This is a genomic window from Cohnella nanjingensis, from assembly GCF_014212125.1.
In the GTDB taxonomy this organism is placed as follows: Bacteria; Bacillota; Bacilli; order Paenibacillales; family Paenibacillaceae; genus Cohnella; species Cohnella nanjingensis.
On sequence record NZ_JACJVP010000007.1, the window covers coordinates 254,694 to 267,487 of the forward strand.

General features: G+C 58.3%; 10 protein-coding genes. All 10 read left to right on the forward strand.

Going from position 1 to position 12,794, the window contains the following annotated elements:
- The first annotated feature begins 40 nt into the window (after positions 1–40).
- The 10 genes from H7C19_RS07075 (at position 41) to H7C19_RS07120 (ending at position 12,754) form a co-directional block, all read left to right on the forward strand.
- Positions 41–1,231, forward strand: a complete 1,191-nt coding sequence (locus tag H7C19_RS07075; protein WP_221469081.1) for a CaiB/BaiF CoA transferase family protein — start codon at positions 41–43, stop codon at positions 1,229–1,231.
- A 24-nt stretch (positions 1,232–1,255) separates the two neighbouring features.
- Positions 1,256–2,434, forward strand: coding sequence for an ABC transporter substrate-binding protein (locus H7C19_RS07080; RefSeq protein WP_185141873.1), 1,179 nt, complete (start codon positions 1,256–1,258; stop codon positions 2,432–2,434).
- Positions 2,435–2,536: 102 nt separating this feature from the next.
- A complete protein-coding gene (locus tag H7C19_RS07085) occupies positions 2,537–3,880 on the forward strand; it encodes an ABC transporter substrate-binding protein (protein ID WP_185141874.1) in 1,344 nt (447 codons plus the stop codon).
- 88 nt (positions 3,881–3,968) lie between these two features.
- The gene (locus H7C19_RS07090; RefSeq protein WP_185141875.1) at positions 3,969–4,847 is read left to right on the forward strand and encodes a carbohydrate ABC transporter permease; all 879 of its coding nucleotides are present in this window, start codon (positions 3,969–3,971) and stop codon (positions 4,845–4,847) included.
- Positions 4,847–5,662 carry a carbohydrate ABC transporter permease gene (locus H7C19_RS07095; RefSeq protein WP_185141876.1) on the forward strand — a complete coding sequence of 272 codons (816 nt, stop codon included), beginning with the start codon at positions 4,847–4,849 and terminating at the stop codon, positions 5,660–5,662. The genes H7C19_RS07090 and H7C19_RS07095 overlap by 1 nt, the downstream gene beginning before the upstream one ends.
- An 83-nt stretch (positions 5,663–5,745) precedes the next feature.
- A complete protein-coding gene (locus H7C19_RS07100; protein ID WP_185141877.1) occupies positions 5,746–7,509 on the forward strand; it encodes a sensor histidine kinase in 1,764 nt (587 codons plus the stop codon).
- The gene (locus H7C19_RS07105; protein ID WP_246469335.1) at positions 7,509–9,146 is read left to right on the forward strand and encodes a response regulator transcription factor; all 1,638 of its coding nucleotides are present in this window, start codon (positions 7,509–7,511) and stop codon (positions 9,144–9,146) included. Before H7C19_RS07100 ends, H7C19_RS07105 begins: the two co-directional genes overlap by 1 nt.
- 57 nt (positions 9,147–9,203) lie before the next feature.
- Positions 9,204–10,223: a LacI family DNA-binding transcriptional regulator gene (locus H7C19_RS07110; RefSeq protein WP_185141879.1), complete on the forward strand. Its 1,020-nt coding sequence runs from the start codon at positions 9,204–9,206 to the stop codon at positions 10,221–10,223.
- A gap of 66 nt (positions 10,224–10,289) precedes the next feature.
- Positions 10,290–11,309, forward strand: a complete 1,020-nt coding sequence (iolC, locus tag H7C19_RS07115; RefSeq protein ID WP_185141880.1) for a 5-dehydro-2-deoxygluconokinase — start codon at positions 10,290–10,292, stop codon at positions 11,307–11,309.
- The gene (locus H7C19_RS07120) at positions 11,306–12,754 is read left to right on the forward strand and encodes a CoA-acylating methylmalonate-semialdehyde dehydrogenase (RefSeq protein WP_185141881.1); all 1,449 of its coding nucleotides are present in this window, start codon (positions 11,306–11,308) and stop codon (positions 12,752–12,754) included. The genes iolC and H7C19_RS07120 overlap by 4 nt, the downstream gene beginning before the upstream one ends.
- The last annotated feature ends 40 nt before the right edge of the window (positions 12,755–12,794 follow it).

Here is a 12,794-nt window from a genome sequence, read left to right on the forward strand (position 1 = left end):
TTCCTTGCGCGCGGCGGAGGAAAGAGGAGGAGGATGAACGATGATGGACAAAGCGCTTGCGGGCGTTAAGATTTTGGATTTTACGCATTTGCTGCAAGGACCGTTCGCTACGCAAATGTTCGGGGACCTCGGCGCGGACGTGATCAAGGTCGAACGCAAAGGCACCGGGGACAGCTACCGGGCCTGGACGTTTCTGAAATATTGGGTCGGCGGAACCGAATCGCCTTGTTATTTGGCTTTTAACCGGAATAAGCGGTCTCTGGCTTTGGACCTTAAAGCGGCCGCGACGAAAGAAATTATCTACAAGCTGGCGGCGGAATGCGACATCGTGGTGGAGAACTTCCGTCCCGGGGTCATGCAGAAGCTCGGGTTCGGGTACGAGGATCTTAAGAAAATCAATCCGCGGATCATCTACTGCTCCAGCACGGGTTACGGGCAGGACGGCCCTTACGCCGATCGTCCCGGCCAGGATTTGATGATCCAGTCGCTGAGCGGCTTGACGACGTTGACGGGACGCCAGGAAGATCCGCCGATCCCGCTGGGCACGGGAATCGCCGATCAGCTCGGCGCGTACAACATCGTATACGGGCTGCTGTCGGCTTTGTACTACAGGGAGAAAACCGGCAAAGGGCAGAAGCTGGAGATCAACCTGTATCAATGTTTGCTGACCCATCAGTTGCAGGAGTTCGCCGTTACGCTCAATTCGGGCAAGCTGTTCGATCGCCCCCATTCCGGCATCGCCCACCCGGGGCAATCGGCGCCGTTCGGCATTTACCGCACGTCCGACGGATACATGTGCATCTCCGTTAACCCGATTCCGGTACTTGCCGAAGTGCTCGAAGACGAGGGCTTGAACGCTTACGACGACCCTCGGACGCTCTACGATAAGCGCGACGAAGTGTTTTTCCGCATTCAAGCGAGCGTGGTGATGAATACGACGGCGTATTGGGTAGAGAAAATGCTGGAGCGGGACATGTGGGTATCCGAAGTCAAAAACCACCTGGAAGCCGAACAAGATCCGCAAGCGATCCATCTTGGAGCATTCGCCTCCTACGAGCATCCGACCGCAGGGACGGTACGGACGGTCAACATTCCCGTGAAATTCAGCGAGACGCCCGGGGAGATCGGGCGCCATCCGCCGCGGATCGGGGAACACAACGAGGAAATTTTGCGGGAACTCGGCTATTCGGACGAAGAGATTGCCGGCATGCAACGCGACGGCGTTCTGTAATCGGCCGAACGGAGGAATCGATCGATGGTGAAGCTAAGAGGCATGACGTGGAACCATGTCAGAGGTTATGCGCCGCTAACGGCGGCGACGGAGAAGTTCCGCGAATCGCATCCGGGGGTAGAGATCTCGTGGGATCGCCGTTCCTTAAAAGACTTCGGGGACTATCCCGTGGACCGGCTCGCGAGAGAATACGACATCTTGCTGATCGATCACCCGCATGTCGGCATCAGCGCGAGCCAGAACGTACTCGTGCCGCTCGACGAGAATATTCCCGCCTCTTATCTGCGGGATCAAGAGGAGAACTCGGTAGGACCGAGCCACGTCAGCTACCGGTGGGATGAGCGGCAATGGGCGCTCGCGGTCGACGCCGCCGCCCAGGTCGCGTCCTATCGGCCCGACTTGATGAACGAGCGGGACGTGCCGCGCACGTGGCGGCACGCGCTAGACCTGGCCAAGAGGTCGGCCGGCGCTTCCGGAAGCCGAGTAGGGTGGCCTCTCTGCCCTACCGACGCCATGTGCAGTTTCTTGAGCTTATGCGCCGGCATCGACGGACCGCGCTTCTTCGATGAATCAGGCGGAATAGAGAGCTCCGTCGGCGAAGCGGCGATCGATCTGATCTTCGAACTGCTGCCGTATCTGCATCCGTCTTCGCTGGACAGCAATCCGATTCAACTGTACGATCGGATGGCGTCCGGAGACGAGATCGCTTACGTTCCATGCGCGTTCGGGTATACGAACTACGCCAGACCGGGCTTCGCGGCAAGTCTTCTCCGGTTCGCCGATATTCCGGCGATTTCCCGCGAGCCCCGCGGCAGCTTGCTCGGCGGCGTCGGCATCGCGGTGTCGGCTTTATCGTCGCATGTACCGCTCGCGGTCGAATTCGCCATGTTCGCGGCAAGCGGCGACGTGCAGCGCACGCTTTACGTCGAGAACGGCGGTCAGCCGGGCCATGCCGCCGCGTGGCGGGACGCGGAAGCGAACGAGAGGTGCGGCGGCTTTTTCGAGAGTACGCTGCGTACGATGGAGCTCAGCTATATGCGGCCGCGCAACAAGGCTTTCCCGGAATTCCAGGAGAAGGCCGGAATCGTCTTGCACGGGGCGATCAAGCGTCGCGCCGCGGGAGATTCCATCTCCCCTGCGGCCGTCGCGGAAGCGATGAATTCGCTCTATCGGCAATGTCTGTCCTCCGGGAAAAGTCATTAAGGATTCGTTATCGAAGTTAAATCTCGGTTATATCCCGTCTTCGTCCGTGCCTATATGATGAGATTGTAAAACACGTACACTCTCTTAGGGGGTTCAGCTTCTATGAAAAAGAAATTAATCGGTACCGGCACTGCGATTCTTGTAACCGCTAGCATTCTCGCCGGGTGCGGCGGCAATGACGCTCCCGCGGCGTCGTCTCCGGCAAGCACGGCCTCCGGCTCCGCGCCGGCGGCATCGGACAAGCCGTTCGCGGGCCAGACGGTCACGCTGGTTACGGCCAACCATCCATGGTCGGAAGCGATCACGCCGCTTCTGCCGGAATTCGAGGCCGCAACGGGCATTAAAGTCAAAGTCGAAAATTACTTCGAAGACCAACTGACCCAGAAGCTGACCGTTCAGTTCACCGCGAGTTCGGAGACGCCGGACGTCTTCATGTACCGTCCGCTTCAAGACGGTCGTCTCTTCTTCAAGAACGGCTGGATCGCGCCGCTGGACGACTACGCGAAGAAAGACGCCGACTACGACTTCGCCGACATCTCCGCGTCGGCGGTCAACACGACGACGATCGACGGCAAGCTTGCCGGCATTCCGATCATTACGGAGCGCGGCGTCCTGTACTACCGGAAGGATCTGCTGGAGCAAGCGGGCATTCCGGTGCCGAAGACGCTCGACGAGCTGGTCGCCGCGGCGAAGAAGCTGCACGATCCGGGTTCCGAAATGTACGGCTTCGTCGCGCGGGGTCAACGTTCTCCGCTCGTGACCCAGCTCGCTTCGTACCTCTTCTCCGAGGGCGGAGACTTCATCACCGATGGCAAAGCGTCCATCAACACGCCCGAAGCGGTTAAAGCGATGACGACGTACGGCACGCTGCTTAAGGATTCCGGGCCTCCGGGGGTGCTCAATATGTCTTGGCCGCAAGCGTTCGGCATCTTCGCGCAAGGTAAAGTCGCGTTCCTGACGGATGCGGATTCCTTGTACACGAACGCCATCGACCCGGAGAAATCGAAGATCGGCGACAAAGTCGGCTTCGCGTTGTTCCCGGCGGGAGCGGCGGGTTCCAAGCCGGTGAACGTAACGGCATGGGCGCTGTCGATCAACGAGAGATCGAAAAACAAAGACGCCGCGTGGGAATTGATCCAATGGGCGACCAACAAGGAAAACGTCTTGAAGACGCAGCAGAAAGGAAATCCCGGCGCCCGGAATTCCGTATGGGACAACCCGGAAGCGACGAAGACGTTCCCCGAAGAGCTGGTGCCGATCATCAAAGAGTCCATCGCGAACGGCGTAGGCCATGATCGTCCGCTCGTCGTGGCCGTAGGCGAAGCGCGCGACGCGGTCGGAGAAGTGGTCATGAGAGTGATCACCGGCGACAAGGACGTTCAAGGCGCGGCGGATAAAGCGAACGCCAATCTGCAAGCCATCATCGACAAGGACAGCAAAAGGTAATTTTCTCTTCTTGGGGCTCGAGCCCCCGTTCAAGGGCCATAGATTTCGGAACATGGCCCTTGAAACGGTTTTGGAAAGGATGATACGCATGCGTTATAATTGGACCGATCGCAACTTGAAGTGGATGTACATCCTGCCCGCGCTTGTTTTCGTGCTTGTCATGATGCTATTCCCGATCGCTTATACGGTATGGATCAGTTTCTACGAGTGGAGCATGTCCGCGATTACGCCTCCGGCTTTCGTCGGGCTTGCGAATTATATGGACCTGTTCAAGGACGAGCGGTTTTTGGACTCCGTATTCAATACGTTTTATTTTACGATTGTCGCGTTGATCGCCGAGATGGTTCTCGGTCTCGCGATCGCGGTGCTGTTCAACCGTTCCTTCAGAGGAAAAAATATCGCCAAAACGTTGTTCCTGCTGCCGATGGTCGCTACGCCGGTAGCGATGGGCCTCGTGTGGATGCTGATCTACGAACCGACGATCGGCGCCGCGAATACGATTCTGAAGACGATCGGCATCGAGCCGCAGCTCTTTCTCGCTTCCATGACGCAAGTCATTCCGTCCTTGATCGTGGTCGACGTGTGGCAATGGACGCCGATGGTCGCGCTTATTCTGATGGCGGGGTTGTCCACGCTGCCCGTGGATCCTTACGAATCGGCCGACGTGGACGGGGCTACCGCTTGGCAGAAGTTCGTGCACATTACGTTGCCGCTGCTCAAGCCGACGATCATCATTGCTCTGATGCTCCGTCTAATAGACGTGCTCAAGACATTCGATATCATCTATGCCACGACGCAAGGCGGTCCTAACTTCAAATCGGAAACGCTTAATATTTACGGTTACGTGCTCGGCTTCCAATACTTCAAAATGGGCTCGACCTCCGCGCTGCTGGTTATTTTCTTCCTGATCGTCATGGCGTTTACGCTGCTGCTGATCTGGATGAAGAAACGATTGGAGGCGGCGTGATGAATAAGAAGAAAATGACGAAGTTCGTTCTGGCGGCATTGACCGTGCTAGTCTTGCTTGTGTTCGTCTTCCCGTTCGTCTGGATGCTGCTCGCGTCCTTCAAGACGCAATCGCAGATTATGTCCAACGACCAGACGTTCGTGTTTACGCCGACGACCGATAATTACGTCAACGTCTTTCGGCAATACGATTTCCTGAAATATATCGTGAATAGTATGATCGTCGCGATCGTGTCGACCTTGCTGTCGCTCTTGCTCGGATTGCCGGCGGCCTATTCGATCGCCAAATACAGATTGCAGGGTCTCGGGCTCATCATCCTTGTCGCCCGAATCGTGCCCGGCATTTCGTTCCTGATTCCGTGGTACATTATTTTCTCGAAGTTAAAATTGGTAGATTCCTACGTGTCGCTCGTATTGAGCCATATGCTGGTCGGTTTGCCTTTTATCGTCTGGATCATGATCTCGTTCTTCGAGAAGCTTCCGCACGAGGTGGAGGAAGCCGGGGCGATCGACGGTTGTTCGCCGCATCAGGTGTTCCGGCGCATCGTGCTGCCGATGTCCGGCGCGGGCATCATTACGTCGTCGCTGCTATCCTTTATTTTCTCGTGGAACAATTTCATGTTCTCTATCATTCTAGCCGGCGATAAGACGAAAACGTTACCAATTGCGGTATTCAATTTTATGTCCTACGCTGAGATCAACTGGGGAGGATTAATGGCCGCGGCCTGCATCATTACCCTTCCCGTGCTCGTCATAGCCTTGATCGCCCAACGGTACGTGGTCAGCGGACTTTCCGCGGGTGCCGTCAAAGGATAAGGGAAGCCGTCGGATAGGCGGACGGGCGCGATCGCAGGCTCGGGAACGGCAGCGCTCGTCCTATGTCCAAAGGGGGAGAGCGGATGTTCAGACATCATACTTTTCGCAAAATGGTTCTCCTGCTCTTCCTTCTGCTGCTTCCAATCCTGATTTTGTACAGCGTTTCCACGAGCACGAGCACGGAAGTCGTGCGCAAGCAAATCGAGACGACGAACCTGAACCAGCTGACGTTCCTCATGAATCAGTTGGATACGAATATCGAACAGCTCTCCATGTTTCCGGTATTGCTGAGCTACGATCCGTACATCCGGGAATATCTCGATCGCCGTCCGGCTCTGGAGTTCGACGCGCGCAACGCGGAATACCGGATTATGGAGAAGCTGAGCCTGCAGAGCGTATCGAACGGCTGGAAGAACGACTTATCCGTGATCCTGCCCCAAGAGCGGCGGAGCCTATCGTCCAATATCTTCTTGACGGATTCCGATCGGGAGATGAAGGGGCCCGTCTATACGCGTTGGACTTACCAGGCGGAAAGAGCGGGCGGCGACAAAGGCGACCGGTACTTCGTTCACGAGATCGGAGAACCCGCCAAGGAAAGGGTTAAGGAATCGGCCAGCGCCGTGTTCCGGGTGCGATTCGGTACGAGCAACCTGACCTCGATGCTGGACGCTTACAAGAACGGCAAGAACAACGATCCATTTCTGTATTTGCCCGGAGAACTGCCGATCCTTAACGGTACTTCGTCCGAGGAGAAGACGCGGCAATTGATCGATCGGTTGAACCGGGATGCGATCACCGAATCCGATACCGGACAGCGGCTCGTGAAGCTCGGCGAGGAGCAGTATCTGGTCAGCTACGCAAAGTCCAAGCAATTGAGCTGGTACCTGATCGATTATACGCCTTACCAGAGCGTCATCACGCCGATTACGGAGCAACGGAACTTCTTCTATGTCATTATCGGCCTGTTGCTCGTCCTAGCGGTCGGAGCGTCGTTCCTGCTGTACCGGAACGTGCAGCGGCCGCTCGGGAAACTGATCGGCAACGTGCAGCGGATCAAGCGGGGAGATTACTCGGCGCGCATTCGTTATCAGGCCAAGAACGAGTTCGACTATCTCATCTTCCAATTCAACGAGATGGCGGGCCAGATTCAGCTTCTGATCGAAGACGTTTACGCGGAGAAGCTAAGATCCCGCGAAGCGACGCTCAAACAGCTGCAATCGCAGATCAACCCGCACTTTTTGTATAATTCGCTGTTCTTCATTATCAATTCCGCGGCGATGGACGATCGGGAGTCGGTCGTGAAAATGTCGCAGAACCTGGCGCAATATTACCGGTATACGACGCGGGTGGAAAACCAATCCGCGACGCTGGAAGAGGAACTGGGGCTCGTTCGCAATTACCTGAGCATTCAAAGCCTGCGCATGGGCCGCGTCCAGTTCGAGATCGACGTGCCGGAGAAGATGCTCGCGCTGGAGTTGCCGAGGCTGATCTTGCAGCCGATCGTGGAGAACGCGATCGTCCACGGCATCGAGAAGTCGCCGGACGGCGGGATGATTACGATTACGGGCAAGCAGGACGACCGGTACAATATGATTTTCGTGGAGGACGACGGGGCCGGCATGGAGCCGGAGCGGCTGCGCGATCTGCAGGCCGAACTGACGCAGCCGATGTCGGAAGAAATCGGCTGCGGGACCTGGAACGTGCACCGTCGCCTGCAATACCGGTTCGGCGGGCAATCGGGCTTGACGTTCGAGCAGCTGCCGATGGGCGGCTTCAGCGCGACGATCAAGTGGACGCGCGACGAGGAAAAGGAAGCGCCGAAATATCCGGACGAGGAGGCCGAATGATGCAACTGTTGATCGTGGACGACGAATCGCACGTGGTCGATCGGTTGGCGACGACGATCGATTGGGAGAGCATCGGAATCGCGCAAGTGTATCGCGCTTATTCCGGTCACGAAGCGCTGGCCGTAATGGAGCAATTCTCTATCGACATCGTCATCACGGACATTCAAATGCCGGGGATGTCGGGACTCGATCTCATCGCCCGGATCCGGCGCGATTGGAGCAAGACGAAATGCGTCCTGCTGTCCGGTTATTCCGATTTTCAGTACGCCAAGGAAGCGATCCAGAATCAGGTGGAGGATTACCTGCTGAAGCCGGTGACGGAGCAAGAGCTATTGGACGCCGTCGCGAAGCTGCGGGGGAAATTGTTCGACGAATGGGAGCAGATTCTATCCGTCCGGAACCTGACGCGGACGCTGAACGAGAATATGCCGTTGCTGAAAGGCAATTTGCTGCTCGAGTTGCTTCAGGGCGCGGCATGGAAAGAAGAGACGCTTAGAGAGAAGATGTCGGCGTTGGCGTTGCCGGACTTGTACGGCCAACCCTGTTTTCTCCTGCTCGTCCGGTTGGAGGAGACGTTCGCCGATTACGATTATCGCGGCCAGTCGCTGATCGAATACGCCATCGGCAACATGGCGGAGGAATTGTTCAACGGAACGTTCCGTCTCTGGCATACGAAGGATGCGCACGACTATTTGATTTTCGTTGCGGCCGCCGACGAACGCGTAGAGGCGGGACAACGGGCGATGCTCTTCGAGCGGACGGCATCGCAATTGCAAGCGGCCGTGAAAAGCTACCTGAAGGGAAGCATCTCCGTGGTAGCGAGCGAGTCCGGCCGATTCCCGCGCGACGTGCCCGATCTCTACGACGGCTGCGTATCGGCGGCGCGCAAGAGGGTCGGCAGCGAGCAGGGCTTGTTCATGCGGGTCGCGGGGGAAGCCGCGGACGGCGACGTCGAATCGCTCCGCTGCCTGTACGAGCCGCCGACGCTAATTCATTTGCTGGAAGCCGGCCGCTGGGACGGCATGGCGGAGAAGCTGGAACGCATCTTCGAAGAGCTGCGGAACAAGTCTTCCAGCCCTCATTCGCAAGAGCATCTGCTGGAAGTGTACTTCGCCGTTTCTTCCGCGTACTCGTATATTTCGCATAAGAACGGTCAACCTTTATCAGACTTGATCGGGGAAGATTACGGGAAATTGACGGACGGCATTCCGTTCCGTTCCGTTCCGCACTTGCAGGAATGGTCGTTGCGGGTGCTGCAACGCTTGACGGAAGACAGGGACCGCGAGATGAAGGACAGCCGTTCCGCGCTCATCCGCGCCATCCATAAATTCATCGACGAGAATTTGTCGCAAGACGTGACGCTGCAGAGCATTGCCGACCACGTCCACATGCATCCGGTATATATTTCGAAAATCTACAAGCTCGAGACCGGCGGGAACATCAGCGACTATATTCAGCAATTGCGCATGGAAAAGGCGGTTTACTTGCTCTCGAACAGCCGCGAGAAGACGTACGAGATCGCCGCCATGCTCGGTTATCAGCGTCCGCACTCTTTTAATTACGCCTTTAAGAAGCATCACGGAGTAACCCCGCAAGTGTACAGGGATCAACAGAAGAAAGGGGCGATAGGCCAATGAAGCTGACCTTTCGCTGGTATGGCATCTAATCGATTAGACCGGAGGATTCCAATTCGGATGAGTACGATCAAAGATATCGCTAGGCACGCGGGCGTTTCCGTCGCGACCGTGTCCTATGTGCTGAACAATACCCGGTACGTCAGCCCGGACAAGAGAGAACGGGTGATCGCGGCCGTGCAAGAGTTGAACTACGTTCCGAATGCCGCGGCCCGCGGGCTGCGCGTAAGGGAGAGCCGGACGATCGGGCTTATCGTCTCGGATATTTCCAACCCGTTCTATCCGGATCTGGCCAAAGCCTGCGAGGACGTCGCCCAGCAATACGGTTACGCCGTGCATATGATCAATACGAACGACCAACCGGAACGAATGCGGCAAGCCGTGTCGCAGGCCCGCGAAGGCAAGATCGATGGGCTGATCGTCACGACGGCCCTGGAAGCCGACCGCGAGCTGTTGCAATCTCTCCTGGACCGCGAATTTCCCGTCGTGCTGGCGCATCGCCGTTTGGAGGGACTGGACGCGGATCTGATCGAATCGGATAACTACGAGGGCGGAATGCTCGCCGCTCGTCACATGCTTGCGCTGGGCCATCGCCGGATCGCGTTCCTCTCGGGCGTGGCGGGTTCGCCGATCAGCGAACGGCGCGTGGCCGGGTACCTGCAGGCGATGCGGGAGGCGGGAATCGACGTGCTCGCGGAATGGGTGCTGCCGGGCGAAGCCAAATACGCGAATAGCTACGAGCGCATGGTTCAATACGCGGATATGGCCCCGGATACGAGGCCGACCGCGATCATCAACGTAAGCGACATCGGCGCGATGGGCGTGCTGGACGCGGCGGCCGACCGCGGCCTGCGCGTTCCCGAAGACGTTGCCGTCATGGGCTTCGACGATCTGTTCCTCGCCGCGTTCCGTTCCGTTCGGCTGACGACCGTGCGCATTCCGCGCTACGAGCTGGGACGGCAAGCGACGGAGCTGCTGTTGAAGCGAATAGGCAAGGCGAAAACGGAGCGGCGGCATGTCGTATTGCCGGTAGATCTGGTCGTACGGAAAACTTGCGGGTCGGAGCAAGCGGACGGATAGACAAAAGAGGGCGTCAAAAAATTTTTTAGATGAACGCGCAAATATGGACTTGAGGAGGAAGCAACAATGAACGGAATCGTTTTTCGGCCGGATCGGGATTTGGATCTGATCGGCGTAGGCCGACTTTGCATCGATCTGAACGCGAACGAAATCAATCGGCCGATGGAGGAGACGCGAACCTTTACGAAATACGTCGGCGGATCTCCCGCGAACATTACGATCGCGGCTTCCCGTCTGGGCTTGCGCGGCGGATTTATCGGCCGCGTGGCGGACGATGCCTTCGGCCGGTTTATAACGGGATATCTGCGCGCGGAAGGCATCGATGCTTCCCGCGTCGTGACCGATCGGCCGGGCAGCGTGACTGGCTTGTCTTTTACCGAGATCAAGTCGCCGACCGATTGCAGCATTCTCATGTACAGAGATCATGTCGCCGATCTGAACCTTGAGCCGGGCGACATGGACGAGGCGTACATCCGGCGAGCGAAGGCCGTCATGATCAGCGGCACGGCGCTGGCGAAGAGCCCGTCTCGCGAGGCGGTGTTTCGCGTCATCGAGCTGGCGCGCAAGCATGGCGCCGTGTTGTTGTTCGATATCGACTATCGCCCTTATTCCTGGGCTTCCCGAGATGAGATTTACACGTATTGCCGACTGGCGGCGGGGCAATGCGACGTCATTCTCGGAGGCCGGGAAGAGTTCGACATGCTGGAAGAAACCGGAGGCGCGGGGGCGGAAGACTTCGCCACGGCCAAGCAATGGTTCGCGCACCGGGCGAAGCTGGTCGTCGTGAAGCACGGCGGCGACGGTTCGATCGCGTTCGAGAGCGGTGGAGGCGTCTATCGCGCCGGCGTGTTTCCGGCGCAGGTCGTCAAGACGTTCGGCGCCGGAGATTCGTTCGCGGGGGCGTTCATCTACGGGCTGATGCAGGGATGGGCGGTCGAACGCTGCCTCGAATACGGCAGCGCGTCCGCCTCCATCGTCGTTTCCAGCCATAGCTGTTCCGACGCGATGCCCGCGAAGAGTCAGATCGACGAAATCATTCGGAAGCATAAGCCATCACAATTATCTCGGGAGGGAACCCATCCATGAATCAGATCGACGCATTACGCAATTATATCGGCGGCGAGTGGGTGCCGTCGGCTTCTAACCGGACGGAAGCCGTACCGAATCCGGCGACGGGCGAGACGTTGGCGTACGTGCCTTATTCGACGGCCGAAGACGTGAGAGTCGCCGTGCGGGCGGCTGCGGAAGCCTCGCGCGGATGGCGCAAGGAACCGGTGCCGAAGCGGGCGCGAATTTTGTTCAAGTACCAGCAGATTCTGGTCGAGCACTGGGACGAGTTGGCCCGGCTGATCACGCTCGAGAACGGCAAGAGCTACGGAGAAGCCTACGGGGAAGTGCTGCGCGGCATCGAATGCGTCGAATTCGCGGCGGGCGCGCCAACGCTTATGATGGGCAGCGTACTTCCGGATATCGCGACGGGCATCGAATCCGCCATGTACCGGTATCCGATCGGCGTCGTCGGAGGCATCACGCCTTTTAACTTCCCGATGATGGTTCCGTGCTGGATGTTTCCTCTGGCGATCGCTTGCGGCAATACGTTCGTGCTGAAGCCGTCCGAACGGACGCCGCTGCTCGCGAACCGGCTCGCCGAGCTGCTCGCGGAAGCGGGCTTGCCCGCCGGCGTGTTCAATATCGTTCACGGCGCGCGCGACGTCGTGAACGAGCTGCTCGCGAACGAAGGCGTGGGCGCCATATCGTTCGTCGGATCTCAGCCCGTCGCGGAATACGTCTACAAGACGGGCGCGGCGAACGGCAAACGCGTGCAGGCGCTGGCCGGAGCCAAGAACCATTCCATCGTCCTGCCGGACGCCAATCTGGAGCTCGCGGTGAAAGAAATCACGAACGCCGCGTTCGGTTCGGCCGGAGAACGCTGCATGGCCTGTTCCGTCGTCGTCGCCGTCGGGGACGTAGCGGATAAGCTAGTCGAGGCGCTGCATCGGTCGGCTTCGGGCCTCTCGATCGGCAACGGATCGGAGCCGAACGTGTTCCTCGGGCCGGTCATCCGCGAGTCGCATAAAGCGCGCACGCTGTCTTACATCGAGAGGGGCGAAGCGGAAGGCGCCGAGTTGGTACTGGACGGCCGCGAAGCCGAGGCTGCGCGAGGCGAAGGTTACTTCGTCGGGCCGACGATCTTCGACCGGGTGAAGCCGGGTATGAAGATATGGACCGACGAGATCTTCGCGCCGGTTCTGTCGATCGTCCGCGCGGACACGCTGCAAGACGCGATCGCGATCGCCAACCGGTCCGAGTTCGCCAATGGCGCGTGCATCTACACCGACAGCGCCGCCGCGATCCGCGAGTTCCGCGACACCATCGCCGCGGGCATGCTGGGCGTGAACGTCGGCGTACCCGCCCCGATGGCGTTCTTTCCGTTCTCGGGCTACAAGAAATCGTTCTACGGCGATCTCCATGCGAACGGGCGCGACGGGGTGGAGTTCTACACCCGCAAAAAGATGATCGTGCAACGGTAAGCTCGGGCGGCAAGTCGGTAAACCATTCGAGAGCAAAGGG